The organism is Streptomyces sp. NPDC085937 (genome assembly GCF_044540535.1).
Lineage (GTDB): Bacteria > Actinomycetota > Actinomycetes > Streptomycetales > Streptomycetaceae > Streptomyces.
Map to the genome: position 1 here is coordinate 52728 of NZ_JBITSH010000011.1, position 25798 is coordinate 78525.

Annotated in this window: 25 protein-coding genes and 1 riboswitch; of the genes, 7 read left to right on the top strand and 18 right to left on the bottom strand. The window is 72.9% G+C overall.

The genetic code is table 11. The features are described 5' to 3' along the window. The first annotated feature begins 154 nt into the window (after window positions 1-154). A complete protein-coding gene (locus ACIF8S_RS22725) occupies window positions 155-1393 on the top strand; it encodes a glycoside hydrolase family 18 protein (protein ID WP_400001288.1) in 1239 nt (412 codons plus the stop codon). A gap of 91 nt (window positions 1394-1484) precedes the next feature. Here the strand turns inward: ACIF8S_RS22725 and ACIF8S_RS22730 are convergent, their stop codons facing one another. The 3 genes from ACIF8S_RS22730 to ACIF8S_RS22740 form a co-directional block, all read right to left on the bottom strand. Then, window positions 1485-2141 (bottom strand): TetR/AcrR family transcriptional regulator, encoded by a 657-nt coding sequence (locus tag ACIF8S_RS22730; RefSeq protein WP_400001290.1) that lies wholly within the window; start codon window positions 2139-2141, stop codon window positions 1485-1487. 92 nt (window positions 2142-2233) lie between these two features. Beyond that, window positions 2234-2374: an SCO1431 family membrane protein gene (locus ACIF8S_RS22735; RefSeq protein WP_125508272.1), complete on the bottom strand. Its 141-nt coding sequence runs from the start codon at window positions 2372-2374 to the stop codon at window positions 2234-2236. 139 nt (window positions 2375-2513) lie between these two features. Continuing rightward, window positions 2514-3872, bottom strand: a complete 1359-nt coding sequence (locus tag ACIF8S_RS22740) for a peptidase C39 family protein (protein ID WP_400001293.1) — start codon at window positions 3870-3872, stop codon at window positions 2514-2516. A 325-nt stretch (window positions 3873-4197) separates the two neighbouring features. Between ACIF8S_RS22740 and ACIF8S_RS22745 the strand changes: the two genes are divergently transcribed. Both ACIF8S_RS22745 and ACIF8S_RS22750 read left to right on the top strand, forming a co-directional pair. After that, window positions 4198-4740, top strand: coding sequence for a hypothetical protein (locus tag ACIF8S_RS22745; protein ID WP_400001294.1), 543 nt, complete (start codon window positions 4198-4200; stop codon window positions 4738-4740). Between the two features lie 456 nt (window positions 4741-5196). After that, complete coding sequence (locus ACIF8S_RS22750; RefSeq protein ID WP_400001296.1) at window positions 5197-7059, top strand: AAA family ATPase; 1863 nt, start codon at window positions 5197-5199, stop codon at window positions 7057-7059. A 76-nt stretch (window positions 7060-7135) separates the two neighbouring features. On the opposite strand, the gene ACIF8S_RS22755 is transcribed toward ACIF8S_RS22750, so the two are convergent. From ACIF8S_RS22755 to ACIF8S_RS22800, 10 genes are all read right to left on the bottom strand, one after another. Next, complete coding sequence (locus tag ACIF8S_RS22755; RefSeq protein ID WP_400001298.1) at window positions 7136-8212, bottom strand: hemolysin family protein; 1077 nt, start codon at window positions 8210-8212, stop codon at window positions 7136-7138. Continuing rightward, entirely contained in the window at window positions 8209-9540 is a 1332-nt protein-coding gene (locus ACIF8S_RS22760) for a hemolysin family protein (RefSeq protein WP_400001300.1), read from the bottom strand. Before ACIF8S_RS22760 ends, ACIF8S_RS22755 begins: the two co-directional genes overlap by 4 nt. A 259-nt stretch (window positions 9541-9799) precedes the next feature. Then, window positions 9800-10261, bottom strand: coding sequence for a PH domain-containing protein (locus ACIF8S_RS22765; protein ID WP_349793903.1), 462 nt, complete (start codon window positions 10259-10261; stop codon window positions 9800-9802). A 20-nt stretch (window positions 10262-10281) separates the two neighbouring features. Beyond that, a complete protein-coding gene (gene hisG, locus ACIF8S_RS22770) occupies window positions 10282-11130 on the bottom strand; it encodes an ATP phosphoribosyltransferase (RefSeq protein WP_400001302.1) in 849 nt (282 codons plus the stop codon). Window positions 11131-11182: 52 nt separating this feature from the next. Further along, window positions 11183-11455 carry a phosphoribosyl-ATP diphosphatase gene (locus ACIF8S_RS22775; RefSeq protein ID WP_029383007.1) on the bottom strand — a complete coding sequence of 91 codons (273 nt, stop codon included), beginning with the start codon at window positions 11453-11455 and terminating at the stop codon, window positions 11183-11185. Window positions 11456-11489: 34 nt separating this feature from the next. Then, window positions 11490-11975, bottom strand: coding sequence for a 6,7-dimethyl-8-ribityllumazine synthase (gene ribH / locus ACIF8S_RS22780; protein WP_033275135.1), 486 nt, complete (start codon window positions 11973-11975; stop codon window positions 11490-11492). A 20-nt stretch (window positions 11976-11995) separates the two neighbouring features. After that, complete coding sequence (locus tag ACIF8S_RS22785; protein ID WP_400001304.1) at window positions 11996-13336, bottom strand: bifunctional 3,4-dihydroxy-2-butanone-4-phosphate synthase/GTP cyclohydrolase II; 1341 nt, start codon at window positions 13334-13336, stop codon at window positions 11996-11998. Then, on the bottom strand, window positions 13333-13974 hold the full coding sequence (locus tag ACIF8S_RS22790) for a nicotinamide riboside transporter PnuC (protein ID WP_400001306.1): 642 nt from the start codon (window positions 13972-13974) through the stop codon (window positions 13333-13335). Before ACIF8S_RS22790 ends, ACIF8S_RS22785 begins: the two co-directional genes overlap by 4 nt. Further along, window positions 13971-14585: a riboflavin synthase gene (locus tag ACIF8S_RS22795; RefSeq protein WP_349793895.1), complete on the bottom strand. Its 615-nt coding sequence runs from the start codon at window positions 14583-14585 to the stop codon at window positions 13971-13973. Before ACIF8S_RS22795 ends, ACIF8S_RS22790 begins: the two co-directional genes overlap by 4 nt. A 146-nt stretch (window positions 14586-14731) precedes the next feature. Then, a riboswitch (FMN riboswitch) is annotated at window positions 14732-14862 on the bottom strand. 305 nt (window positions 14863-15167) lie between these two features. Beyond that, window positions 15168-15347 (bottom strand): hypothetical protein, encoded by a 180-nt coding sequence (locus ACIF8S_RS22800; RefSeq protein ID WP_400001308.1) that lies wholly within the window; start codon window positions 15345-15347, stop codon window positions 15168-15170. Between ACIF8S_RS22800 and ACIF8S_RS22805 the strand changes: the two genes are divergently transcribed. Continuing rightward, window positions 15346-16104 (top strand): SDR family oxidoreductase, encoded by a 759-nt coding sequence (locus tag ACIF8S_RS22805; protein ID WP_400001310.1) that lies wholly within the window; start codon window positions 15346-15348, stop codon window positions 16102-16104. The genes ACIF8S_RS22800 and ACIF8S_RS22805 overlap by 2 nt on opposite strands. A gap of 136 nt (window positions 16105-16240) precedes the next feature. Here ACIF8S_RS22805 and ACIF8S_RS22810 read toward each other — a convergent pair whose 3' ends face one another. Continuing rightward, complete coding sequence (locus ACIF8S_RS22810) at window positions 16241-17431, bottom strand: ROK family transcriptional regulator (RefSeq protein ID WP_400001312.1); 1191 nt, start codon at window positions 17429-17431, stop codon at window positions 16241-16243. Window positions 17432-17563: 132 nt separating this feature from the next. Between ACIF8S_RS22810 and ACIF8S_RS22815 the strand changes: the two genes are divergently transcribed. Continuing rightward, on the top strand, window positions 17564-18769 hold the full coding sequence (locus tag ACIF8S_RS22815) for an MFS transporter (RefSeq protein ID WP_400001313.1): 1206 nt from the start codon (window positions 17564-17566) through the stop codon (window positions 18767-18769). Here ACIF8S_RS22815 and ACIF8S_RS22820 read toward each other — a convergent pair. Beyond that, complete coding sequence (locus ACIF8S_RS22820) at window positions 18729-19187, bottom strand: acyl-CoA thioesterase (protein ID WP_400001315.1); 459 nt, start codon at window positions 19185-19187, stop codon at window positions 18729-18731. The two genes, ACIF8S_RS22815 and ACIF8S_RS22820, sit on opposite strands and share 41 nt — an antisense overlap. Window positions 19188-19372: 185 nt before the next feature. On the opposite strand from ACIF8S_RS22820, the gene ACIF8S_RS22825 reads away from it, so the two are divergent. After that, window positions 19373-20776 carry a uracil-xanthine permease family protein gene (locus tag ACIF8S_RS22825; protein WP_400001317.1) on the top strand — a complete coding sequence of 468 codons (1404 nt, stop codon included), beginning with the start codon at window positions 19373-19375 and terminating at the stop codon, window positions 20774-20776. Here the strand turns inward: ACIF8S_RS22825 and ACIF8S_RS22830 are convergent. After that, the gene (locus ACIF8S_RS22830) at window positions 20758-21876 is read right to left on the bottom strand and encodes a glycoside hydrolase family 6 protein (protein WP_400001575.1); all 1119 of its coding nucleotides are present in this window, start codon (window positions 21874-21876) and stop codon (window positions 20758-20760) included. The two genes, ACIF8S_RS22825 and ACIF8S_RS22830, sit on opposite strands and share 19 nt — an antisense overlap. A gap of 172 nt (window positions 21877-22048) precedes the next feature. Here ACIF8S_RS22830 and ACIF8S_RS22835 point away from each other — a divergent pair, with 172 nt between their 5' ends. Beyond that, window positions 22049-22735, top strand: a complete 687-nt coding sequence (locus ACIF8S_RS22835; protein WP_400001318.1) for a DUF5995 family protein — start codon at window positions 22049-22051, stop codon at window positions 22733-22735. A gap of 2 nt (window positions 22736-22737) precedes the next feature. On the opposite strand, the gene ACIF8S_RS22840 is transcribed toward ACIF8S_RS22835, so the two are convergent. Next, window positions 22738-24435, bottom strand: coding sequence for a flavin monoamine oxidase family protein (locus tag ACIF8S_RS22840; RefSeq protein WP_400001320.1), 1698 nt, complete (start codon window positions 24433-24435; stop codon window positions 22738-22740). 40 nt (window positions 24436-24475) lie between these two features. Then, window positions 24476-25264 (bottom strand): carbon-nitrogen hydrolase family protein, encoded by a 789-nt coding sequence (locus tag ACIF8S_RS22845; RefSeq protein WP_400001322.1) that lies wholly within the window; start codon window positions 25262-25264, stop codon window positions 24476-24478. Window positions 25265-25798: the final 534 nt, after the last annotated feature.

The window sequence follows — 25798 nt, forward strand, 5'->3', positions numbered from 1 at the left end:
CGTCACCCTCTCCGTACCGTCCGGGACCCCTTCGCCGATCACATTGGTCCGCACCATTGACCAACTGGTCTAGTCCTTCTAGGGTTTCGCCCCAACCGAGTCACCGCGTTCATGCCAAGCAACGCGGCTCCCCTCCCCCACGAGGAGACACCGGATGCCATCCCCCCACCGCCCCCGAACCCTGCGGGCGCTCGTGTCCGCCGCCTGCGCCACCGTGCTCGGCGCCGGACTGCTCGCCGGCGCGGGCACCTCGACCGCCACCGCGGCGACCTCGGCTCAGGAGGCCGCCGCCGGATCCAAGGTCGTCGGCTACTTCACCGAATGGGGCACGTACGACCGGAAGTACTACGTCAAGAACATCGAGACGTCCGGTTCCGCGGACCGGCTCACCCACATCAACTACGCCTTCGGCAACGTCACCGGCGGCAAGTGCGCCATCGGCGACTCCTACGCGGCCACCGAGCGCACCTACACCGCCGAGGAGTCCGTCGACGGGGTCGCCGACACCTGGGACCAGCCCCTGCGCGGCACCTTCAACCAGCTGCGCGAGCTGAAGGCCGAGCACCCGGGCCTCAAGGTGATCTGGTCGTTCGGCGGCTGGACCTGGTCCGGCGGCTTCGGCGAGGCCGCGGAGGACCCGGCCGCGTTCGCGCGGTCCTGCCTCGACCTGGTCGAGGACCCGCGCTGGGCCGACGTCTTCGACGGCATCGACATCGACTGGGAGTACCCGAACGCCTGCGGCGCCACCTGTGACACCAGCGGCCGGGACGCCTACCGCGAGCTGATGTCGGCGCTGCGCACCACCTTCGGCCCGGACAGCCTGGTCACCGCCGCGATCCCGGCGGACGCCACGGAGGGCGGCAAGATCGACGCGGCCGACTACGCGGGCGCGGCGCAGTACGTCGACTGGTACAACCCGATGACGTACGACTTCTTCGGCGCCTGGGACACCGCGGGACCGACCGCCCCGCACTCGCCGCTCACCTCGTACGACGGCATCCCGAAGGCGGAGTACCACAGCGCCGCCACCCTCACGAAGCTGACCGGTCTCGGCGTCCCCGCGGACAAGCTGCTGCTCGGCATCGGCTTCTACGGCCGCGGCTGGACCGGCGTCACCCGGGCGGAGCCCGGCGGTGCCGCGACCGGGCCCGCGCCCGGCACGTTCGAGGCGGGGATCGACGACTACAAGGTCCTCAAGGACAGGTGCCCGGCGACGGGCACGGTCGGCGGCACCGCCTACGCCAAGTGCGGCGACCAGTGGTGGAGCTACGACACCCCGGAGACCGTCGCCTCCAAGACGGAGTGGAAGAACCAGCAGGGCCTGGGCGGCACGTTCTTCTGGGAGCTCAGCGGCGACACCGCGGACGGCGAGCTGATCAAGGCCATCCGGTAGCCGACGGACGCCGGAGGCGCGCGGGGCGGGGGTTCCACGGGGGGACTCCCGCCCCGCGCGTCCCCCTCGGCGGCCGGCCGCGGGCCCTCCGTCACCCGTCGCGGCGCGCTGCCTCCGGGGCCGGGTGGGCGGGGTCCAGTTCCTCGACGGCGCGCATGGCGCCGCCGAGCGTCTTCACCAGCAGCTCGCACATGGTGTCGCGGGACAGGTCAGGGCGGTCGATCCAGGCCAGCACCGCGCCCTCCACGCTGCACACCCAGGCCAGCAGCGCCATGCGGGCCACCGGGGCGACGTCGCAGCGTCCGTAGGCGCCCTCGGCGATGGTCGCGACGATCGCCTCGCGCACGCCGTCCCGGATGGCGTGCACCTCGGCGTCGAAACCGACGCCGCCGCTCACGATCGCGCGGTACGCGGCCTGGTTGTGCTCGGCGTAGCGCAGATAGCTGTCGATGGTGCGGTGCACCCGCTCCACGGGCGGCAGTTCGTCGCCGCTCGACGCCAGGGTCACCAGCCCGGCCACCGAGTCCTCGATGATCGCCAGGTAGTAGCCCCGCTTGGACTGGAAGTAGTAGTAGATCAGGCCCTTGGCGACCTGTGCCTGGCGCGCGATGTCGTCCATCGAGAGCGCATCGTAGGACCGGTCGGCGAACAAGCGGCGCCCGATGGCGATGAGTTCGGCACGGCGGGCCGACGCCCGCCGGCCGGCGTGGACCGAGGGGCGCGCGACGGACTGCTGACTGGTGTTCACTGTCGACCCAGGTCTCCTGCGGGGGCGGGACGGTCCCGCAGGAGTATGGCAGGTCGGCCCGTACGACGGCACGGGCGGTCCGAGAAGCGGGACTACAGCAGTCCCAGCTGGGTGACGAGCATCGCGAGGACCACGACGAGGGTCCAGCCGAGCACATGCTCGAGGATCTTCGGGCCGTCCTCGCGGGGTCCGCCGGTACGGGCACGGGTGACGGTGGCTGCGTTCGCGGTCATGACTTCTACCTGGTCTCGGTGGTCGCCGGTTCCCCCCAGGGACGTCGTCCACCTTGCCACCGGAAACGGCCGGTGCCGCCGAGAGCTTGCTCACACGCGGCGGGCCCCGGACGCGCCGGGGTCCGCCGCGGGCGCCGGCTCAGCGCACGCCCACCGCCGCGAGCGCCTTGCGCTGGCGCGGGGTCGGCCGCGCCGGGAAGTACAGGTAGCAGATGCCGCCGGTGCCGGAGACGACCTTGCCTGAGGCATTGTGACGCTTGGTCCTCAGCCAGATGTTCTCCCACTCGCGCCGCTGGTAGATCCGGCGCACGGCCTCGTTGTCGTCCGAGGCCGGGTCGTTGGCGATCACGTCGCCGTCGGCGGTGAAGCCGATCACCGTCATCAGGTGCCCGGAGGTGCCGTAGCCCGCACCCGTCAGTTCCTCCTTCAGGAACGACTGCGAGGTGATGGCCGGGATGCCCGCCGCGATCAGCGTCTCCAGGTCGGTCAGCGACCTCAGCCGGGTGACGACGCCCTGGAGGCCGGGGAAGGTCGCCGCGTAGGCCGCGTTGAACGGCCAGTTGCCGCAGCCCGCGTACTGGTGGTCGTAGGTGTGGCGGGCCGCGTGGCAGACCTGCGGGTCGGCGTAGGAGGGGTCGACCCAGGAGAGCTGCTCCTCGGAGAGCCGGCCGCCCCAGTACTCGATGATCATTTGCGAGGAGGTGGGGCTGCACCAGGCCTCGCCGCCGTTGTCGTACTCCGGGTACTGGCCCTTGTGGATCTCCTGCGAGTAGCGCGGGACGACCAGCTCCCGGGCGAGGCCGGGCTTCGAGGCGGGGACGGTGAACCGGTCGGGGACGTCGGAGCCCATCAGGCCGGCCCGCCACACGGTCGGGGTGAGGCGGGTGCCGGGGCGGCGGTACAGGGTGAGGCGCAGCCGGGCGGAGGCGATGCGCAGCCCCGAGGCCGCGTCGTCGACGGCGAGGGTGTCCGTCCAGACGCTGCTCTTCCCGTCGCTCTGGTCGTCCACCGAGGTGCGCAGGATGTCCCCGTCGCCGGCCGCCCAGCGGCCCATCACGTACCAGGGGGTGTCCGTGCCGTCGGAGTAGGTGCCCTTCAGCTCGATCTGGAGCCAGGTGCCCTCGGGGGTGTGCGCGTTCCAGGAGGCGATCGCCTCGGTGGCCGGGACCGCGAGGCGGTGGACGGGCGAGGTCCAGGTCGCGTACTCCCAGGCGGCCGTGCGGCCGGTGTGCGGGTCGGTGTGGTCCGTGGTGCCGGCCGCCTCGGCGATCACCAGACCGGGGCGGAGACCGGCGACGGCGCGGGTGCCGGCGGCGGTGCCGGAGCGCCAGTCGGTGTAGGTGGTCCAGGCCCGGTTGTCGACGGTGCGGGCGGCGGCGCGCCCGGATCCGGTGGGCCGGGCCGGGGCGGCGGACGCCGGTCCCGCGCCTCCGGCGACGGCGGCGACGACCGCCGCGGCCAGGAGGGTTCTGCGGGACGGCAGTTCGGCTCTGCTCATGGGCGGGGGACCCCCAGGTGTCGGAGTCGGGGACAAGGCCAGTGCCCGGCCGCCGGACGATGTGCGTCCGCCGGGCGGAGCGGGTGTGGGCCCCACTATGAACGCAGCCGGGCTGGTCCTGCCAGCACCCTGGCCGTACGGTGCGGACCAACATGGGACTCGACCAATGACGGAAGCGCCGCAGGTGGGCGGCTGCCCCCGCCCCGGGCCGGGCCGGGAGCGCGGGCCCTAGAGTGCTCCCGTCCGCACTCCTCCACAGCCCCGGGAACCCGCCATCCACACGCTCGCCTCCCGCATCCTGCGGCTCCCGCCCTCGTGCGGTCCGGTGCGGCTCGTCGCCGTCGACGGACACGCCGGCTCCGGGAAGTCGACCTTCGCCGCGCTGCTCGCCGGCGCTCTCGGCGGCGCCCCGGTGCTGCACCTCGACGACGTCGCCCGCCACGACGAACTGTTCGACTGGACCGGACGGCTGCTCGGCGAGGTGATCGGCCCGCTCGCCCGGGGCGAGTCGGCCCACTACGCCCCCTACGACTGGCGCGCCCGCCGCCCCGGCCCGCCGCGCGCGCTGCCGGCCGCCCCCGTGGTCGTGGTGGAGGGCGTGGGCGCGGGACGGCGGGCGCTGCGCCCGCATCTGGCGCTGCTGCTCTGGATGGACCTGCCCCGTGCGGAGTCCTGGGCGCGCGGACGGGCCCGGGACGGCGAGGAGCAGCGGGAGTTCTGGAACGGCTGGACGGGGGCGGAGCGCGAGCACTTCGCCGATGACCCCTCGCGCCCCTTCGCGCATCTGCTGGTGCGGCAGCGACAGGAGGGATACGAGCTGGTCGCCGGGCCTGCCGGGAACGATGAGGCGCCCTGTCTACTCACGTAGAGTGACGGGGCATCCGCGATGTGGTGAACCTGTGAAGAGTGGTCCCGGACAACTTGCCGCAGTACCCCAACTCCGCTTGACCCAGGGCCCGTACAGGTCTTACGTTCTCAATGTGCGGCCCTTCGGGAGCCGCCCGCAGACACGAAGCCCCCGGTTGTTCCCCCGTGATCGGGGGCTTCGTTCTGCCCTTTTCACACTTTCCGGACGCACAGTGGCATATGACGATCACCCTCGGTGAGGAAGCGTGTGCCGCGCCCCTCCCTCGCGCCCCGTGTTCCCCCCGCACGACACCCTACGGACGTGACGCCACCGCAGGTACGATGCCCTCGGTGCGACCGGCGGACGATGCCTCACGCACCTTGCAACTCCGGTCCGCGGTACAGCGGTTCGACCACAGGGGCCGACGGCCGAGGGCCGGCCGGCACACCGACGGGGGCACGGTTTGTGGGGGACGTGATGGACTTCGGCACGCAGGGCCCGCAGGCCCCGGCCGACCTCGCCTGGCTGCGAGGCGTGGACGCCTACACCATGGGCGCCTATCCGCAGGCGGAGGAGGAGTTCCGGACCGCGGTGCGGATCGATCCCGGGATGGCCGACGGCTGGCTCGGACTGCACGCGCTGCGCGTGGACACGACGACCGCGCTGCTGAGGATGTACCGCCACCGCGACCGCTTCGGCGAACAGCGTTCCCGGCACCGGCGCACCCTCAACTCCTGGTACTGGCTGGGCTGGTGGGTGCAGCCCGTACTGGAGAGCCCCCGGGACCTGCTGCTCGCCCACGCCTCCCACTGGCTGGACGGCCGCCACGTCCCCGAACTGGACCAGGCGCTCGCCGGACTCCCCCCGGTGGACACCGACCCGCAGGTCCGCTTCCTGCACGCGTGCCGCGCCTACCTGGTCAAGGACTGGGAGCAGCTGGTCCGGCACACCGACCCGCTCGTCGACGACCCGGTGCTGGGCATCGAGGCAGGCCTGTTCGGCGGCATGGCCCGGGTGCGCCTGGAGATGTACGGACAGGCCGAACCGCTGCTGTCGGCGGCGCTGATGCGCTGCCGCAGCGAGCAGCCGCAGCGCAAGGAGCTGCGCTACTGGCTGGCCCGCGCCCACGAGGGCACCGGCCGCAGCGCCGCCGCCCTGCCCCTGTACCGGGCCGTGCACCGGGTCGACCCCGCCTTCATGGACACCTCGGCCCGGCTCGCCGCGATCGCCGAGGGCGACGGCTACGACGACTCCGCCGACCTCGCCGCGATCACCCTCACCGGCGCCGGGCAGGACATGATCGACGGCCCGGACACGCTGGACCCGCTGTTCGGCACCGAGGGGCGTGACCTGCGGCTGTCCGACCCCGAGCCGCCGCCCTCGCCCCTGCCCTCGCTCGGCGGTCCGGGGACGCGCGAGCGGGCGGGCAGCCCGGGGTCACCGCTGCCCCCCGGCCCCACCGACCCGGCGTTACTGGAGGAGGCGCTCGCGGAGCTGGAGCGCATGGTCGGTCTGGAGCCGGTGAAGCGCCAGGTCAAGGCGTTGTCGGCGCAGTTGAACATGGCGCGGCTGCGGGCCGGCCAGGGACTGCCGGTGCAGCCCCCGAAACGGCACTTCGTCTTCTCCGGGCCGTCCGGCACCGGCAAGACCACGGTCGCCCGGATCCTCGGCCGGGTCTTCTACGCCCTCGGGCTGCTCGGCGGCGACCACCTGGTGGAGGCCCAGCGGGCGGACCTGGTCGGCGAGTACCTGGGGCAGACCGCGGTGAAGGCCAACGAGCTGATCGACTCGGCGCTCGGCGGGGTGCTCTTCGTCGACGAGGCGTACTCCCTCTCCAACTCCGGTTACGGCAAGGGCGACGCGTACGGCGACGAGGCGCTGCAGGTGCTGCTGAAGCGGGCGGAGGACAACCGCGACCACCTGGTGGTGATCCTCGCCGGCTACCCGGAGGGCATGGACCGGCTGCTGGCCGCCAACCCGGGGCTGTCGTCCCGGTTCACCACCCGGGTGGACTTCCCCTCGTACCGGCCGCTGGAGCTGACCGCGATCGGCGAGGTGCTGGCGGCGGAGAACGGCGACGGGTGGGACGAGGAGGCCGTGGACGAGCTGCGGTCGATCGCCGGGCACGTGGTGGACCAGGGCTGGATCGACGAACTGGGCAACGGGCGGTTCCTGCGCACCCTGTACGAGAAGAGCTGCGCCTACCGGGACCTCAGGCTGTCGGGATACCCGGGCCCGCTGTCCCGGGAGGACCTGGCGACGCTGCGGCTGCCGGACCTGATGCAGGCGTACGGGGAGGTGCTGTCCGGGCGGGGCCCGTCGGACCCGTCGGGGCCGTGAGTCCCCGACGGGTGTGTCGACGAAGGCCGTGGGCCCCGACAGGCGTGTCGACGAGGGCGGCCGGGGCCGCCCGCGGTCAGGTGGCCATCGCCTCCTCCGGTGCACCGCTCGCCCGTTGCGGGGTGAGCGTCACCTCGCGGTGGGCGGGGTCGCGCACCTCGCCCACCAGCAGTTCCAGGACGTCCTCCAGGGCCACCAGGCCCAGCACCTTCCCGGACGCGTCCGACACCTGCGCCAGGTGGGTGGCCGCGCGGCGCATCACCGTCAGGGCGTCGTCCAGCGGGAGTTCGGGACGCAGGGTCGTCATGGGCCGCCACAGGTGCTGCGGGACGGCGCGGTCGGTGTCCTCCAGGTCCAGCACGTCCTTGACGTGCAGGTAGCCCATGAAGGCACCACCCTCCGCGGCCACCGGGAAGCGCGAGTACCCGGTGCGGGCGGTCAGCTCCACGATCTGCCCCGGGGTGACCGCGGGGGTGACCGTCACGAGGGACTCGCGGCGCAGCAGGACGTCCGTCACCGGGCGCGAGCCCAGCTCCAGCGCGTCCTCCAGGCGCTCGGCCTCCTCCGGGTCGAGCAGGCCCGCCTGCCCGGCGTCCTCGACCAGCCGGTTGAGCTGCTCGCTGGTGAAGACGGCCTCGACCTCGTCCTTGGGCTCCACCCGGAACAGCCGCAGGATGCCCTGGGCCAGGGCGCCGAGGGCGACGGTGACCGGCTTGCACAGGCGGGCGAACCAGACCAGGCCGGGGCTCAGCCACAGGGCCGCCCTCTCGGGGGCCGCCATCGCCAGGTTCTTGGGCACCATCTCGCCGATGACCAGGTGAAAGAAGATCACGGCGGCGAGCGCGATGACGTAGCCGAGCGGGTGGACCACGCCGTGCGGCAGGTGCATCCACGTGAACACCGGCTCCAGGAGCCGGGCGACGGTCGGTTCGGCGACCGCGCCCAGGGTGAGCGAGCAGACGGTGATGCCGAACTGTGCCGCCGCCATCATCTGCGGCAGGTGCTCCAGGCCGTACAGCACCTGGCGGGCGCGGGTGGTGCCGAGCGGTTCGATCTGGCTGCGGCGGACCGACACCAGGGCGAACTCGGCGCCGACGAAGAAGCCGTTGGCCAGCACCAGCAGGGCGGCGAACAGCAGTTGCAGGACGCTCATCGGGCCGCCTCCATCAGGGGGAGCCGGGCGGTGCGGACCAGACGGACCCGTTCCGCGCGGTAGTGGCCCACGCGGCGCACGGAAAGCCGCCAGCCGGCCAGTTCGGCGCGGTCCCCGACAGCGGGGATCCGGCCGAGCAGATCGGCGACCAGCCCGGCGACCGTCTCGTACGGGCCCTCGGGGACCTCCAGCCCTATGCGGCGCAGGATGTCGACCCGGGCACCGCCGTCGACGTCCCAGGCCGGGTTGCCGTCCTCCGGCGGGGCCGGGGCGAGTTCGGGCACGTCCTGTCCGTCGTGCTCGTCACGCACCTCGCCGACGATCTCCTCGACGATGTCCTCGAGGGTGACCACGCCGGCGGTGCCGCCGTACTCGTCGACGACGACCGCGATGGGCTGCTCGCTGCGCAGCCGGGCGAGCAGCGGGCGCACCGGCAGCGTCTCGGGGACCAGCAGCGCCGGGCGGGCGATGCGGCCCACCGGGGTGCGCAGCCGCTCGTGCGCGGGGACCGCGAGGGCGTCCTTGAGGTGGACCATGCCGGCGATCTCGTCGATCCGCTCCCGGTAGACGGGGAAGCGGGACAGACCGGTGGCGCGGGTCAGGTTGACCACGTCCTCGGCCGTCGCGGACGCCTGGAGGACGCTGACCCGCACGCGGGGGGTCATGACGTGCTGGGCGGTCAGCTCGCCCAGGGACAGGGTGCGGACGAAGAGGTCCGCCGTGTCCTGCTCCAGGGCACCCGCACGGGCCGAGTGCCGGGCCAGGGACACCAGTTCGCCCGGGGTGCGGGCGGAGGCGAGCTCCTCGGCGGGCTCGATGCCCAGGGCCCGCACCAGACGGTTGGCCACGCCGTTCAGCCCGGCGATGACCGGGTGGAACAGGCGGGCGAAGGCGTGCTGCGGGCCGGCGACGAAGCGCGCGACCTGCATCGGCCGGGACACCGCCCAGTTCTTCGGCACGAGTTCGCCGATCACCATCTGCACGGCGGACGCGAGCAGCATGCCGATCACCACGGACACGCCGGGGACCGCGCCCCGGGGCGTGCCGAGGCCGGTGAGCGGGCCGTGCAGCAGTTCCGCCAGCGCCGGTTCGGCGAGCATGCCGACGACGAGGGAGGTGATGGTGATGCCGAGCTGGGTGCCGGACAGCTGGAACGACAGCTCGCGCAGGGACGCGACGACGCGGCGGGCGCGCCGGTCGCCGCCCGCGGCGGCCTGTTCGGCGTCCGCCCGCTCGACGGTGACCAGGCCGAACTCGGCGGCCACGAAGAAGCCGTTGGCCAGGATCAGCAGGAAGGCGGCTGCGAGAAGCAGCGCAGGGGTGCTCATGATGCCGCCGCCTCCGCATGCGCGCGCACCCGGGAACCCGGATGAGCGCTATGTCGGCAGGGGGCGGCGCAGGTACTGCAGGACGATCCGTCCATCGCCGGAGAGGGTCACTCCTCGGATAGCTGGGGCCCCTGGGCACCGGGCGGGGCGACAGGGGCGGAGGCGTTGTCGGCGCGCCTCCGCCCAACAGATTAATCAAGACGGGGGCGACTGCGGCAGGTGCGCGTTGGCCGGACGGGCCACGGCCGGCGGCGCCGGGTCAGTCCCGGGCGGCGCCGGCCTCGGGCGCGGAGTGCGCCTCGGCGAGGGCCCGCAGGGCCCGTGCGTCGGCGACGGCCCGCTGCCGGGCCATGCCGGGCTGGATGCCGAGCACGGGCATGCTGGTGCCGTCGCTGAGGTCGAGGAAGACCCAGGGATCACCCGAGCGGAGGTTCACCTGAAGGATCTCCGGCCACGCCAGGCGGCGCCTGTTCACGATGTTGACGACCGTGACGCCCGTCTCGTCGGCGACGACCTTCGGCCGGGCCAGCAGGAACAGCACACCGGCCAGCAGCGCGGCGGTGAACACGAAGCTGATCCGCTCCCCCGGGCCGAGCCCGGACAGCAGCAGCCCGATCAGACCGACGACGACGAACAGCGCGACGCCCGCGGTGAGCAGCACCGCGCGGGTGACGCCCGGCCGGAAGGTCACGGGCAGTTCGGGCAACCGTGTCTCGGACATGGCGGTCCTTCCCGGCCCGGTCAGAGCCGGCAGGCGTGGATGGCCGTGGTGAGGATGGCACGGGCCCCGATGTCGTACAGGTCGTCCATGATCCGCTGCGCCTCCTTGGACGGGACCATCGCGCGGACGGCGACCCAGCCCTCGTTGTGCAGCGGGGAGACGGTGGGCGACTCCAGGCCCGGGGTGAGGGCGACGGCCTTCTCCAGCTGCTCGACCCGGCAGTCGTAGTCCATCATCACGTACGTGCGGGCGACCAGGACGCCCTGCAGGCGGCGCAGGAACTGCTGCACCTTGGGGTCCTCGCCGTCCGTGCCGGTACGCCGGATGACGACGGCCTCGGACCGCATGATCGGCTCGCCGACGACCTCGAGGCCGGCGTTGCGCAGGGAGGTGCCGGTCTCGACGACGTCCGCGATGACCTGGGCGACGCCGAGCTGGATGGCGGTCTCGACCGCCCCGTCGAGGTGGACGACGGACGCGTCGATGCCGTGCTCGGCGAGGTGCGCGGCGACGATGCCCTCGTAGGAGGTGGCGACGGTCGTGCCGGCCAGGTCCGCGGCGGTGGTGACGGTGCCGGGCTTGGCGGCGTAGTGGAAGGTGGAGCGGGCGAAGCCCAGCGGGAGGATCTCCTCGGCGTCGGCGCCGGAGTCGATCAGCAGGTCACGGCCGGTGATGCCGATGTCCAGCCGCCCGGAGGCGACGTAGATCGCGATGTCACGGGGGCGGAGGTAGAAGAACTCCACCTCGTTGACCGGGTCGACGATCCGCAGTTCCTTGGATTCCCGCCGCTGCTGGTAGCCGGCCTCATGCAGCATCTCCGCCGCAGGTCCTGACAGGGAACCCTTGTTGGGGACGGCGATGCGCAGCATGAGGTCGGCTTCCTTTGCGTGAAAAAGGGGGTGGGGCTGGAACGGGGATGTCTTACAGGTGGGCGTAGACGTCGTCGAGGGAGATGCCGCGGGCGACCATCATCACCTGGACGTGGTACAGCAGCTGCGAGATCTCCTCGGCGGCCGCCTCCTTGCCCTCGTACTCGGCGGCCATCCAGACCTCGGCGGCCTCTTCGACGACCTTCTTGCCGATGGCATGGACGCCCTTGTCCACCAGCTCGGCGGTGCGGGAGGTGGCGGGGTCCCCGTGGGCGGCCTTCTGCTGGAGCTCGGTGAAGAGCTCCTCGAACGTCTTCTTGGACATGGTGGTCCTTACCCTACGCGGTGACGGGGACTGCTCACCGCCAGGGTTCGGACACCGAGCGCAGGCAGGCGGCGGTGGCGACGGCCGCGGTGACCGCCTCGTGCCCCTTGTCCTCACGGGAGCCGGGCAGTCCGGCCCGGTCGAGGGCCTGCTGTTCGTCGTCGCACGTGAGCAGGCCGAAGCCGACGGGGACGCCGGTGTCGACGGACACCTGCGTGAGCCCCTGGGTGACGCCCTGGCACACGTACTCGAAGTGGGGTGTGCCGCCCCGGATGACGACGCCGAGGGCGACGATCGCGTCGTAGCCCCGACCGGCCAGCACCTTGGCGACGACGGGCAGTTCCCAGCTGCCGGGGACCCGGAGCAGGGTCGGCTCGTCGATGCCCAGGTCGTGCAGGGCGCGCAGGGCGCCGTCGACCAGTCCGTCCATCACCTTCTCGTGCCACTGTGCCGCGACGACGGCGACCCGCAGGTCACCCACATTGCGTACGGTCAGCTCCGGTGCACCCTTGCCGCTCACGTCTCTCCTCGTGGTTCTTGTTACTGGTTGCCGCAGGCGGGCACGGTCGGCGTGTCCAGCCAGGGCAGGTCGTGGCCCATCCGGTCCCGCTTGGTGCGCAGGTAGCGGAGGTTGTGCTCGCTCGCGGTGACGGGCATCGGCTCACGCCGGACGACGTCGATGCCGCGGCGGGCGAGCGCGTCGGACTTGTCGGGGTTGTTGGTCAGCAGCCGGACGCTGCGGACGCCGAGGTCGGCGAGGATCTGCGCGCCGGCGCCGTAGTCGCGGGCGTCGGCGGGGAGGCCGAGTTCCAGGTTGGCGTCGAGGGTGTCCCGGCCGCGCTCCTGGAGTTCGTAGGCGCGCAGTTTGGACATCAGGCCGATGCCGCGTCCCTCGTGCCCGCGCAGGTAGACGACCACGCCCCGGCCCTCCTCCTGGATGCGGTCCAGGGAGGCGTCGAGCTGGGGGCCGCAGTCGCAGCGCTGGGAGCCGAAGACGTCACCGGTGAGGCACTCGGAGTGCATGCGGACGAGGACGTCCTCGCCGTCGCCGATGTCGCCGTGCACCAGGGCGACGTGCTCGACGCCGTCGACGGTGGAGCGGAAGCCGAACGCGGTGAAGGTGCCGTGGGAGGTGGGCAGCCGGACCTCGGCCTCGCGGCGCACGGTCGGCTCGGCGGAGCGGCGGTAGGCGATCAGGTCCTCGATGGAGATGATCGACAGGCCGTGCTTGCGGGCGAAGGGGACCAGCTCGGGCAGGCGCAGCATGCGGCCGTCCTCGCCGGCGATCTCCACGATGGCGCCGGCCGGGCGCAGTCCCGCGAGGCGGGCCAGGTCGACGGCGGCCTCGGTGTGGCCGTCGCGCTCCAGCACGCCGCCGGGGCGGGCGCGCAGCGGGAAGATGTGGCCGGGGCGGACGAAGTCGTCCGGTGCGGCGCTGCCGCCGGCCAGGAGCCGGAGCGTGGTGGCGCGGTCGGAGGCGGAGATGCCGGTAGTCACGCCGTGGGCGGCGGAGGCGTCGACGGTCACGGTGAACGCGGTCCGCATCGACTCGGTGTTCTGCGCCACCATCTGCGGGATGCGCAGCCGGTCCAGCTCCTCGCCGTCCATGGGTGCGCAGATCATGCCGCGGCACTCGGTCATCATGAAGGCGACGATCTCCTCCGTCACCATCTCGGCGGCGACGATCAGGTCGCCCTCGTTCTCGCGGTTCTCGTCGTCGACGACCACCACGGGCCGGCCGGCGGCGATGTCGGCGATCGCCCGCTCGACGGGGTCGAGCCCCAGGTCGAGGTCCTCGGCGCTGTACAGGATCGGTGGGACCGAGGGGGTGGCGCGCAGCCCCTCGGTCGGGGTGGTGGCGGGTGACGGGTGGGCGCTCATGCCGGCGCTCCTTCCAGTGCGGGCCGCGCGTCGCGGGAGCGCAGCCACCAGTCGCGCATGCCCCACAGGACCAGTGCGCCGTAGATGACGTAGACGAAGCCGGAGAAGGCGAAGCCGTTGGCGAAGTTGAGCGGGACGCCGACGAGGTCGACCAGCAGCCAGGCGAACCAGAACTCGACCATGCCGCGGGCCTGGGCGTACATGGCGACGACGGTGCCGACGAAGATGTACGCGTCCGGCCAGGGATCCCAGGACAGGGACGGGTAGGCGGTGAAGAGGCCGCCGACGGCGAGGGTGCCGACGGCTGCCCCGGCGAGCAGCACGCCCCGCTCCCGCCAGGTCGCGAACCGTACGGCGACGCTGCCGTCCTGCGCCTGCTGCCGGCCGCGGTTCCACTGCCAGAAGCCCCAGGCGGCGACGAGCATGACGACGACCTGTTTGCCGGCGCTGCCGGAGAGGTGGGCGGTGGCGAACGCCGTGAACAGGATGAGCCCGGAGAGGAACTGGGCGGGCCAGGTCCACAGGGAGCGGCGCCAGCCGAGGGCGAGGGCGATCAGGCCGATCACGTTGCCGATCATGTCCGACCACTTGATGTGCTGGTCGAACAGGGTGAAGGCCTCGGAGTTGAGCCAGTTCACCGGGAGACCCCCTCACCGGCGACGCGGTCGCCGAGCATCCGCTCGACGTACTTGGCGATGACGTCCACCTCGAGGTTGACCGGGTCGCCGGGCTTCTTGATGCCGAGGGTGGTCAGGGCCAGGGTGGTGGGGATGAGGCTGACCGTGAAGTGGTCGCGTCCGGCGTCGACGACGGTGAGGCTGATGCCGTCGACGGTGATGGAGCCCTTCTCCACGACGTAGCGGCTGAGGTCCGCGGGGAGGGAGATCTTCACGATCTCCCAGTGCTCGGACGGGGTGCGGTCGAGGATCTCGCCGGTGCCGTCGACGTGGCCCTGCACGATGTGGCCGCCGAGTCGGTCGCCGACGGCCGTGGGCCGCTCCAGGTTGACGCGGGAGCCGACGGCGAGGGCGCCGAGGCTGGAGCGCCGGAGGGTTTCGGCCATGACGTCGGCGGTGAACTCGTCGCCCTCGTGCTCCACGACCGTGAGGCAGACGCCGTTGACGGCGATGGAGTCCCCGTGCCGGGCGCCGTCGGTGACGACGGGGCCTCGCAGCCGGAAGCGACACGCGTCGTCGAGGGTCTCGACGGCCGTGACCTCGCCCAGCTCTTCGACGATTCCGGTGAACACTTCCCGGGTCCTCCTGCCTCTTGGGGCACGGACTCCGGGGCTGTCGATGACGACAGAATCACGGGCGAGGACACCGGAAGCGACGCCGGACGGGGTCCGCCCGACAAAGGCGAACCGGTACGGCGGCGCGCATGGATGCCCGCCCGCCGCGCACTGCCTCCCATCCGGACTTTAACCGTCGGTCCAGGAATTTCACCTGGTCAACCGGCCGCTGGAGGCGACCGGGTCGCGGACTGTAACCGCCGGTTCGGACTTTCACCGACCCCGGAGTGCGCTGCTACTGGTACAGGGCCAGTGTGCCACGGCCGGGAGTCGACCACGCGGGTGAGCAGTGTGGAGTGAGTCACAAGGGGCGACAGGAGGACGACTGAGGGTCGCGGGGCGCTCAACTGCCGCTAGAGTGCGCCCCCTTGGCTCCCCGCACTCCCGTGCGAGTGGTCCATACCTATTGACCGTGGTGGTCTAGTCCTCTTAGGGTCCGAGCCACCTTCCGTGGAGAGCAGCGGGCCGGGGACCCCGCCGGCGCTCCTCCCCAGAACCGGTCCGGCGGCGGTGACGACGGCCCTTGCCCGCCGCCGGGCCTCACCACCGCGGATGCGCCCGGTGGCGGACCCGGCGAAGCTGGATCCGGTACGGCGCCGCCGCACGGCCGGCGTCGGCACCGGCCCGGACGATGTCACGTCCGGCGGCGGCCGGTACGTCCAGGCCGGCGAAGGGCGCCCTGTCGGAGGGCCCCGGACGTCCGAAGGGGCTGAACAGCATGAGCACGATCCTGGTGACCGGTGGAAGCGGAACCCTCGGCCGGCATGTCACCGAGCGGCTGCGGACGAACGGCCACGAGGTGCGGGTGCTCAGCCGGCACTCGCAGCCCTTCGCGGTCGACCTGCGCGAGGGCGGAAGCGGTCTGGACCGGGCCGTCGACGGGGCGGACACGGTCGTGCACTGCGCGACCTCGGCGCGCGGCGGCGACGAGAAGGCCGCGCGGAACCTGATCGCCGCGGCGCGGCGGGCCGGGGTGGGGCATCTCGTCTACATCTCGATCGTCGGCGTCGACCGGGTGCCGTACCCCTACTACCGCACCAAGCTGGCGGTGGAGCGGCAGGTCGAGGACTCCGGGACGGGCTTCACGGTGCTGCGTGCCACCCAGTTCCACGACCTGGTGTTCCGGGTGCTGCAGGGCCTGGCGAAGTCGCCGGTCGTGCCGCTGCCGGCCCGGGTGAAGGACCAGCCGGTGGAGGTCACGGAGGTCGCGGAGCGCCTGGCCGATCTGGCCCAGGGAGCGCCGGCCGGTCGTGCGGAGGACATGGGCGGGCCCGAGGTACGCACCTTCGACTCCCTGGCACGCGCCTATCTCCGGGCGGCGGGGCGTCGCCGCGCGGTGGTGAAGGTCCCGCTGCGCGGCGCGGCGTACGACGCGTTCCGCGCCGGCGGCCACCTCGCCCCGGACCACGCGGTGGGCACCCGCACCTTCGACGAGTACCTCACCGCCCGCTTCGGCGAGGGCGGCGCGCGCCGGTAGGCACGGCCGAGGGCACACCGCCGCACGCCGGCAGGCACAGCCGAGGCGCACCCCCGCACGCCGGCAGGAACGGCGGAGGCCGGACCCGGGGGCAACAGAGCGCATCGCTTCCCGGCCGGTGCCGCCGGGGCCCCCGTCAGTGCCCAGGTGTCCCGAAGAGTTCGTCCTGGGCTCGGTCACGGGCGGTGAGCAGGGCGCCCCGGAGCACCGCTCCCCCGCCCAGGGTGCTGGGCCGTACGTCGACCGGAAGCGGGGACATCGCGGTCAGGCGGTCGTGCACCCGCGCGGCCAGCGCCTCGCCGCCGGCCTGGCCGACCTCGCCGCCCAGGACCACGCACCCGGGATCGAGGAGCGCAACCACCGAGGCGACGCCCACCGCGATCCGGTCCGCGAGGACGTCGAGGAAGCCCTCCTCCGCCGCGCCGGGGCCCGCCGCCGCGACGGCCGCCCGCACCGCGCCGGCCGCCTCCGACTCGGCCCCGGGCTCGGCGGTGACGCCGTGCTCGCCCGCGAGGCGCGCGACCGCCTCGGCGCCGACCAGGGAGTGGAAGCCACCCGCGCAGTCGGTCGCGGAGGGCAGCCCCCGGGTGCCCGGGACCGGGAGGAAGCCGATCTCGCCGGTGCCGCCGGAGGCGCCCCGGCGCAGGGTGCCGTCGAGGATCACGGCCGCGCCGGTTCCGTGGCCCAGCCACAGCAGGACGAAGGTGTCCCGGTCGCGGACGGCACCGTCGCGCTGCTCGGCGAGGGCGGCGAGGTTGGTCTCGTTCTCCACGCTGACCTGGGCCTCGGGCAGCCGTTCCTGGAGGGCGGCGACCAGGCGCCGGTGCCACTCGGGCAGGCTCGTGGAGTCGCGCAGTTCGCCGCTGGCGGGGTCGATCAGGCCGGGCGCGCCGATCCCCACGGTGTGCAGCCGGCCGGCGCCCGCCTCCTTCGCCGTCCGCTCGACCAGAGCGACCGCCTGATCGACGGCCGGGCCGGTGCCGGCGTCGTCGGTGATGGGCAGCGACGCCTCGGCCAGGACCTCGCCGACGAGGTCGGAGACGACCACGGCGACGCCCTCCGTGCGGACGTCCAGGGCGGCCAGGTGGGCGCGGCCGGCGACGATGCCGTACAGCTTGGCGTTGGGGCCGCGGCGCTGGGCGCCGGCTTCCCCGGCGACCTCGACGAGACCGGCCGCGGTGAGGCGTTCGACGAGGTCGGCGACGCTGGGCCGGGACAGTCCGGTGAGCTGTTTCAACTGCCCGGCGGTGAGCGGGCCCTCTTCCTGGAGCAGGCGCAGGGCGAGCCGGTCGTTGATGGCACGGGCGGTGCTCGGGGATGCGGCCATGCCGGGATCCTTCCAGATCGGCGGGCCCGGCCGGCGGGTGCCGTGCCCCGGGATACCCCGTTTCTTTCAGGCAGGGTTCCTGATAGTTTACGGCGGCGCACACGACAGCGGAGAACCGGGAGGGGCGGGTCGATGAGTGCAGTGATCCACACACGGCATGAGGTGAGACGGGCGCGGTACGCCGTCGCGGCCGTGTTCGCGGTGCACGGCGCCGTCACCGGTTCCTTCGCCACCCGCGTGCCGTGGATCCAGGACCACGCCGGAGTCAGTGCCGGGCAGTTGGGACTGGCGCTGGCCTTCCCCGCGCTCGGCGCGTCCCTGGCCATGCCGCTCGCGGGAGGCATCACCCACCGCTTCGGCGCCCGCAACGCCCTGCGCGGCCTGCTCGCGCTGTGGACGCTCGCGCTCGTCCTGCCGTCGCTCGCCCCGAACATGCTCACGCTGTGCCTGGCCCTGTTCGTGTACGGCGCCACGGCGGGCATGTCGGACGTGGCGATGAACGCCCTCGGCGTCGAGGTGGAGAACCGGCTCGACAAGTCGATCATGTCCGGCCTGCACGGCATGTGGAGCGTCGGCGCCGTCGTCGGCTCGGCGGCCGGCACGCTCGCCGCGCACATCGGCGCGGACGCCCGGCTGCACCACGCGCTGGCGGCCGCCGTCCTGACGGTCGCCGGCTTCGCGGCCTGCGCCTGGGTGCTGGACCTGCAGCCGACCGAGGACGAGGACCCGCCGCCCCGGTTCGCCCTGCCGCCCCGCTCGGCGCTGCTCATCGGCGCGATCGGCTTCTGCGCGGTGTTCGCCGAGGGGGCGAGCCTGGACTGGTCCGCGGTCTACCTGCGCGACCAGCTGGAGACCTCGGCGGGTCTCGCGGCCGCCTGCACCACCGGCTTCACCCTCACCATGGCGGTCGCCCGCATCGCGGGCGACCGGGTGGTGGACCGCTACGGCGCGGTGCGCACCGTCCGCGCCGGCGGCGTGGTCGCCCTCCTCGGCGGTCTGCTGATCGTGTTCGCCGGGCACCCGGCCGTGGCGATGGGCGGGTTCGCGCTGATGGGGCTCGGCATCGCGGTCGTCGTGCCGCTGTGCTTCGCCGCCGCCGGGCGCAGCGGCTCCAACCCGAGCCTGGCCATCGCGGGCGTGGCGACCATCACCTACACCTCGGGGCTGATCGCCCCGAGCGCGATCGGCATGCTGGCCCAGGCAACCAGCCTGGTGGTGTCGTTCGTGCTGGTGACGGTGCTGACGTGCGGCATCGCGGGCTTCGCCGGGGTGCTGCGCGCGGGTGACCGGGTGAAGGTCACGCGTCCGGACGCAGCAGTTCCCGAGCCGCGCTCCTGAAGCCCTCGGTCCAGGGCGCCGGGCGCAGGGTCGCGGCGTCGAGCCGCACCAGCACCCGGCTGCCCCGGGCGTAGGTCACCGAGCCGTCCGCCGAGCAGAACCGGAAGGCGTAGGTGAGCCCGGTGGTGCCGAGCCGGTCCAGCCACAGGTGGATGGCGTAGGGGCCGGGCCGGGTCACCGGGGCCTCGTAGGTGAGGCGCAGTTCCTTGACCGCGTTGCAGGCGTCGCCGGCGGCGGCCCAGTCGCCGTCGAAGGCGACACCGACCGCCTGCATCCACTCGGCCCAGGCGCGCTCGACGAGCAGCGGGTAGCGGGCGTTGTGCAGCAGCCCCAGCGCGTCGAGGTCGTCGAAGTGGACGGTCACGGGCATCAGCCGGCCGTGGGACAGGGCGGGCGCGGACGGGGCTTCGGCGGTCACGTGTGGTGCTCCTGGGACGTACGGATGGGTGCCGTCTACATCGAACAACGGCGTGCCCTCATCCTAAGCGGCACCCTAAGCGGACGCTCAGACGCGCCCGGGTGCCCGTCCACCTGTGCGAACCACCCCCGTCCGGGCCTCACAATGGTCCGGACACGCTGGCCTCACGACGAAAGCGACACCCCATGGATCTCGGCGTCCGCTGGAAACTGCACGGTGACGGACGCACACCGGCGCCCGGAGCGGTGGTCCGCCCCGACGAGCGGCTCTCCTGGCCCCGCACCGCGGGCCTGGGCGCCCAGCACGTGGTCGCGATGTTCGGCGCCTCGTTCGTGGCGCCCGTGCTCATGGGCCTCGACCCCAACCTGGCGATCATGATGTCGGGCGTCGCGACCGTCATCTTCCTGCTCGCCACCCGCGGCCGGGTCCCCAGCTACCTGGGCTGCTCGCTCTCCTTCGTCGGCGTCGCCGCGGTCATCCGGGCCGACGGCGGCTCCAGCGCCACGGTGACGGGCGCGGTGCTGGTGGTGGGGGCGGCGCTGTTCCTGGTGGGCCTCGCGGTGCGGCACTTCGGCGCGCGGATCATCCACGCGGCCATGCCTCCCGTGGTGACCGGCGCGGTGGTCATGCTGATCGGCTTCAACCTGGCACCGGTGACCGCCTCGACGTACTGGCCCCAGGACCAGTGGACCGCGCTGTTCGTGATGCTGTTCACCGGCCTGGCCGTGGTCTGCCTGCGGGGCTTCTGGTCCCGCATCGCCATCTTCCTCGGGCTGGTCTTCGGCTACGTCCTGTCCTGGGGTCTGGACCGGGTCTTCGGGCGGATCCACTCGGCGGACGCGAGCGGCAAGGTCACCGACCACTGGCGGCTGGACCTGTCGGGCGTGGGCCGGGCGGACTGGATCGGCCTGCCCGACTTCCACGGGCCGTCCTTCGAGTGGTCGGCGATCCTGGTCGCGCTGCCCGTGGTCATCGCGCTGATCGCGGAGAACGCGGGGCACGTCAAGGCGGTCGGCGAGATGACCGGCGACAACCTGGACGACAAGCTCGGCACGGCCATCTCCGCCGACGGAGTCGGCTCCATGCTGTCCACCGCGGTCGGCGGCCCGCCCAACACGACCTACTCGGAGAACATCGGCGTGATGGCCGCGACCCGCGTCTACTCCACCGCCGCCTACTGGGCCGCCGCCGGCTTCGCCCTGCTGTTCGGCCTGTGCCCCAAGTTCGGCGCGGTCGTGGCGGCCGTCCCCGGCGGTGTGCTGGGCGGCATCACCGTCATCCTCTACGGCATGATCGGCCTGCTCGGCGCCCAGATCTGGCTCAACGCCAAGGTGGACCTGCGCAATCCGCTGAACCTCGTGCCGGCCGCGGCGGGCATCATCATCGGCGTCGGCAACGTCTCGATGGAGTTCAGCGACACCTTCTCGCTGAGCGGCATCGCCCTGGGCACGCTGGTCGTCATCACCGGCTACCACGCACTGCGCGCCTTCGCGCCCGCCCACCTCAAGACCCAGCAGCCCTTGCTCGACGAGGGCGTGTCCTCCTACGACAAGGGCGGCACGGAGGACGGTCAGCGGGCCAAGTCGTAGGCGTACGACGGGCTGAAGCTTCCCGGCTCGCCCTGGCAGCCGTCCGACTCGCCGGGGAGCTTCACCCACAGGTAGGCGTCGATCCGGGCCTCGCCGGTGCTGAGCGTCGGGGCCCGGCCCAGTTTGCGGCCCGCAGGGTCGCACCACTCTCCGTCGGGCGGGGCGCCGTTGCCGTTGCGGCTGGTGTCGATCACCGCGCCGAGGCCCGACGGCCCGCCCAGAGCGTCCAGCACGGCACGGTCGTAGGCGATCTCGCCGGCGGTGCCGTGGAAGTTGGAGACGTTGCTGAAGATCCCGTCCGACGACGCGGCCGAGGCGGCTCCCGCCTGCCTTAGCAGGTCCGCCTGCTTGGCGGGCGTGTGCCAGCCGGAGTGCCCCGCGTCGAAGTAGACCCGGGCCCGGGGGTTGGCCTCCTTGATCACCCGCCCGGCGCGGGCCAGCGAGGCGAAGCGGTCCGCCCGCTGGCCCGCGGACAGACAGTCGGCCTGGGCGACGGAGTCGGGCTCCAGGATCACCACGACCTCGCCGCCGCCCAGCCCGGCGGCGAACCGGTCGATCCAGTCGTCGTAGGCGGTCAGGCTCGGGGCGCCGCCCTCGGAGTACCCGCCGCAGTCCCGGTCGGGGATCGTGTACGCCACCACGACGGGCACCCGGCCCTGCGCGGCGCCCCCGGACGTCACCGCCTTCACCCGGGCCGTGACGGTGTCCGGCGACCAGTCCGCGAACCACACGGCCGCCGGCCGGCCGGCTATCCGGGACTCGATCACCGGACGGCGCGGATCGCCGGGGTGCGCGCGCACCCAGTCCAGGACCCGTGACGCGGGATGCCGGTAGAGCGCCGTGGAGACGGGAGCCGTCTGCTGCTTCTTCTTCGCACGCGGGCTCGGCGAGGGGGACGCACTCGTGCGCCGGGGGCGGACGGACGGCGAGGCGGACACCGTGGGCGACGGAGAGGCCGACGGCACGGCGGGCAGCGGCACCAGGCGCGGCGACGCGGACGTGTCCGGGCGGGCCTCGTCGCCACCCCGGCCCTCCCCGGACGCCGAGATCAGCCCGGAGACGGTGCCGACCGCGACGACGACGGAGGCCGCCGCGAGCATCGTGGTCCGCCGCGCGGCGCGCCTGCGCTGCGCACGGCGCTCGGACTGTCTCCGGGCACGCGAGCCTGTCACCTCTGGCTTCCCCTCCCCCACGGCGGTCGCGTTCCCCCGTTCCGGGGAAGCGTCGGCCCCGCCGCCACTGACGCCACCCTAAAGGTGCGACTCTGCGCCCATGGCGCAATGCGAACAAGTCCTCACCCCGGTCGACGGGGTCGTCGCCCGTATGCGCGCCCTCGACGCGGCCCTGCCCGCGCGGGACGGGGTCGCGGTCTTCAACCGCGTCTACCTCGCCGTGACACGGGCCGTGGACCGGCGTGTCGACGCCGGGCTGTTCCCCGACACCCGGGCGATGATCGCGCTGGACGTGCGGTTCGCCGAACGCTACCTGGCCGCCGTGGACGCGGCGGCGGAGGGACACCGTCCGCCCGCCTGCTGGCGCCCGCTGTTCCAGTTCCGCCGCCACCCGGAGGTACGTCCGGTGCAGTTCGCGCTGGCGGGCATCAACGCGCACATCGGCCACGACCTCGCGCTGGCGGTCGTCGACACCTGTCGTACGCTCGGCTGCGAACCGGCCGATCTGGAGGACGAGTTCGAGGCCGTGGGCGAACTGCTCCTGTCGCTGGAGGAGCGCATCCGCGAGGAGCTGGTCCCGGGCCCCGAGCTGCTGCGGATCGCCGATCCGCTGACCCATCTGCTGGGCGCCTGGAGCCTGGAGCGCGCCCGGGACGCGGCCTGGACGGCGGCGCGCGCCCTGTGGGCGCTGCGCCGGCTGCCCGACGTGGCGGCGGAGTTCACCGAGCGGCTCGACACCGCGATGGGTTTCTCGGGCCGCATGCTGCTCACCCCGCTGCCGGACTGACCTCAGTCCTCCGGGAGTTCGACCGGGGCGATCTCGTCGTACAGGTCGCCCGGGCCCGGGTTGGTCGCGTCCGTCGCGCCCCCGAGGTGGTGCATCACGCCCCAGACCGCGTTGAGCGCGGTCTGCACGGCGCCCTCGGCCCAGCCCGCCGTCCAGGAGATGTCGTCACCGGCGAGGAACAGGCCCCGCTTGTCCTCCGGCAGCCGGTCCTGCATGAAGTGGGTGAACAGCCGCCGCTGGTAGCGGTAGTGGCCCGGCAGGTTCGCCTTGAACGCGCCCATGAAGTAGGGCTCGTTCTCCCAGGAGACGGTCACCGGGTTGCCGATGATGTGCTTGCGGATGTCGACCTTGGGATAGATCTCCCCGAGCGACTTCAGCATGACCTCCATCCGCTCGTTGGCGGACAGCGGCAGCCACTTCAGGCTGTCGTCGCACCAGGTGTACGACAGGCAGATGACCGCCGGCTTGTCCGGGCCGTTGTCCAGCAGATAGGTGCCACGGGTCATCCGGTCGGTGAGCGTCATCGACATGACGTCCCGGCCGGTGTCCTCGTCCTTGTCCAGCCAGAAGGGCCGGTCCACGGGCACGAACAGCTTGGAGCTCTCCATGTAGTGGGTGCGCTCGATGGCGGTCCAGTGGTCGATGGGGAAGAGCGAGTCGTCGCAGTCGATCTTCGAGAGCAGCATCCACGACTGCGCGGTGAAGACGGCGGCCCGGTACGTACGGATGTCACCGCGCGCGTCGGTCACGGTGATCCGGTTGCCGGCGGTCCGTCCGAGCCGCGTGACGGCGGGCCGCGGCTCACCGTCCACGTGCAGGGACTTCAGCGAGGTGCCGTACGGCCAGTGGACGATCTTCTGCGGCTCCCGCTCCCACAGCCTGAGCGGCAGCTGCTGGGACCCGCCGACGATGCCCCGGTGATGGTCGTCGGCCTCGGTGTAGACGACCCGCAGAATCTCCAGGATGGAGTTCGGGAAGTCGGTGTCCCACCCCCCGGTGCCGAACCCGACCTGCCCGAAGATCTCCCGGTGCCGGAAGGACCTGAACGCCTCGGACTCACACAGGAACCCGTAGAACGTCTGGTTGTCGAGCTTCTCCACCAGCCGCGACCAGATCTCCCGGATGCGCGGCACGTCCCGCTCGCGCAGGGCCCGGTTCATGTCGGAGAAGTCGGCACCCTCCTCCAGGCACCGCGCCCAGGCGTCGGCCACGTCCCGGTAGACCTGCGGCAGATCGGCCATCGTCTCCGCGTAGTGCGACTCCCCCTTGAGGTCCACGACCGTCGAAGGGGTGGCCTCCGACAGCGGGTTGGGGAAGGGCTGGGTCTCCAGCCCGACCAGGTCGATGTAGTGCTGGAGCGCCGTGGAGGACGGCGGGAACCGCATCGCGCCCATCTCCGCCGTCAGCGACGGGTCGCACCCGTCGAACCCGACGGTCCGCAGCCGGCCGCCGATCCGGTCGGCCTCGTACACGACCGGCTTGAGCCCCATCTTCATCAGCTCGTACGCGGCGACGATGCCGGACAGGCCGCCGCCGATCACCGCGACCTCGGTGCCGTGCTCGGTCGCCGGGACCTGCCCGATGCCCGCGGGATGGGCCAGGAAGTCGTCGTACGCGTACGGGAAGTCCGGGCCGAACATGGTGATCGGCGGCTGCTGCTCGTCGGCGTGCTCGACGGCGTTGGGCACCGTGGACGTCATGGGGTACGGACTCCTTGCGGGGGTGGAACTCGGGACGATGTCAGGCGAGGGACCCGTAGAGACCGGGACGGCGGTCCAGCAGGTACGGGTTGTCCTCACGGGACGCGGCGAGGAACAGCGGATCGACGTCGGCGAGGAGCAGTTCCTCACCGCGGCCGGCGCGGGCGCGGGCGACGCCGTCGGGGCCGGCCAGGGTGGACAGGCCGACGAACTCGAAGTCACCCTCCGGGCCGACCCGGTTGACGTACGCGATGTACATCTGGTTCTCGAAGGCCCGCACGGGCACGACGGACTCGGCGACGAACTGGAACGGGTGCAGCTGGGCCGTGGGCACCAGGAGCAGGTCGGTACCGGCGAGCGCGTGGGCGCGGACGTTCTCCGGGAACTCGACGTCGTAGCAGATCATCAGCCCGACGGTGAGGCCGTCGAGCTCCGCCTGCACGACGGGCCGGTCGCCGGGGGTGAAGTGGTCGCGCTCGAAGCAGCCGTAGAGGTGGGTCTTGCGGTAGTTCGCGAGACGGGCGCCGTCGGGGGCGACGAGCTGGACGGAGTTGTACACCGTGTCGCCGGCCCGCTCAGGGTAGCCGTAGGCGACGCCGAGACCGTGCCGGGCGGCGGTCTCCGCGACCGCGTCGGCCACCTCCCCGTCGGCGGGCTCGGCGAGGCGGCCGAGGTCGTCGCCGATGGCGTAGCCGGTGAGGAACAGCTCAGAAGTGACGAGCAGCCCTGCGCCTGCCGCTGCGGCACGGCCGGCGGCCTCGTCGAGAACCTTGAGGTTCGCTTCGACGTGGCCGGGGCGGCCGGAGCTTTGAAGCAGGGCGGTGCGCATGCGTGATCCTCACCGGGAGGCGGGGGTTGGGGGTCACCCATGAAGGTACGGTCGCGCCCCCGCGCCGGACAAGAAGAAGCCGTTGCGCACCGGTGCGGTGGTTGTTGCGTCGAGGACGCGGTTTCCGGCGATTTGTTGCGCGGGGTGTGGGGGTGGGCCGGGGGTCACGCAACCCGGCGCTTGCGGGGTGCCGCCGCGCCCACTTTCCCCCACCCTCGGCTCCGCCCGAGCGGGGGGGACCCCCATCGCCCTGGGGGCACCTCCCAGGCCCTTATGGCACTGGGGGAGGCACGACTGCCCGCGGTCGGCGGGCGCGCCACGGCGTTGAAGTGGTCGCCGACGGCGGGGAGGGGACGGGGTGGGGGTGGGCGCCCGCAGCGGCTGGCGCGTCCGCGCCCTGTGCTTCTCCAGGCGACCCGATCGCGCCGGACCGAGGACGACCGCCCCCCCCCCCGCCCCCCCCCCCCCCCCCCCCCCCGGGGCGCCCCCCCCCCCCCCCCCGCCCCCCCCCCCCCCCCCCCCCCGGGGGCCGCA

Coding starts and splice junctions, on each gene's coding strand:
- ACIF8S_RS22800 (WP_400001308.1), bottom strand. CDS start 15,347: ATGCTGTTCAGCCCCTTCGGACGTCCGGGGCCCTCCGACAGGGCGCCC.
- ACIF8S_RS22845 (WP_400001322.1), bottom strand. CDS start 25,264: ATGCGCACCGCCCTGCTTCAAAGCTCCGGCCGCCCCGGCCACGTCGAA.
- ACIF8S_RS22755 (WP_400001298.1), bottom strand. CDS start 8,212: ATGAGCGTCCTGCAACTGCTGTTCGCCGCCCTGCTGGTGCTGGCCAAC.
- ACIF8S_RS22815 (WP_400001313.1), top strand. CDS start 17,564: ATGAGTGCAGTGATCCACACACGGCATGAGGTGAGACGGGCGCGGTAC.
- ACIF8S_RS22810 (WP_400001312.1), bottom strand. CDS start 17,431: ATGGCCGCATCCCCGAGCACCGCCCGTGCCATCAACGACCGGCTCGCC.
- ACIF8S_RS22735 (WP_125508272.1), bottom strand. CDS start 2,374: ATGACCGCGAACGCAGCCACCGTCACCCGTGCCCGTACCGGCGGACCC.
- ACIF8S_RS22725 (WP_400001288.1), top strand. CDS start 155: ATGCCATCCCCCCACCGCCCCCGAACCCTGCGGGCGCTCGTGTCCGCC.
- ACIF8S_RS22805 (WP_400001310.1), top strand. CDS start 15,346: ATGAGCACGATCCTGGTGACCGGTGGAAGCGGAACCCTCGGCCGGCAT.
- hisG (WP_400001302.1), bottom strand. CDS start 11,130: ATGCTGCGCATCGCCGTCCCCAACAAGGGTTCCCTGTCAGGACCTGCG.
- ACIF8S_RS22760 (WP_400001300.1), bottom strand. CDS start 9,540: ATGAGCACCCCTGCGCTGCTTCTCGCAGCCGCCTTCCTGCTGATCCTG.
- ACIF8S_RS22750 (WP_400001296.1), top strand. CDS start 5,197: ATGGACTTCGGCACGCAGGGCCCGCAGGCCCCGGCCGACCTCGCCTGG.
- ACIF8S_RS22830 (WP_400001575.1), bottom strand. CDS start 21,876: ATGCTCGCGGCGGCCTCCGTCGTCGTCGCGGTCGGCACCGTCTCCGGG.
- ACIF8S_RS22835 (WP_400001318.1), top strand. CDS start 22,049: ATGGCGCAATGCGAACAAGTCCTCACCCCGGTCGACGGGGTCGTCGCC.
- ACIF8S_RS22765 (WP_349793903.1), bottom strand. CDS start 10,261: ATGTCCGAGACACGGTTGCCCGAACTGCCCGTGACCTTCCGGCCGGGC.
- ACIF8S_RS22840 (WP_400001320.1), bottom strand. CDS start 24,435: ATGACGTCCACGGTGCCCAACGCCGTCGAGCACGCCGACGAGCAGCAG.
- ACIF8S_RS22775 (WP_029383007.1), bottom strand. CDS start 11,455: ATGTCCAAGAAGACGTTCGAGGAGCTCTTCACCGAGCTCCAGCAGAAG.
- ACIF8S_RS22825 (WP_400001317.1), top strand. CDS start 19,373: ATGGATCTCGGCGTCCGCTGGAAACTGCACGGTGACGGACGCACACCG.
- ACIF8S_RS22740 (WP_400001293.1), bottom strand. CDS start 3,872: ATGAGCAGAGCCGAACTGCCGTCCCGCAGAACCCTCCTGGCCGCGGCG.
- ACIF8S_RS22785 (WP_400001304.1), bottom strand. CDS start 13,336: ATGAGCGCCCACCCGTCACCCGCCACCACCCCGACCGAGGGGCTGCGC.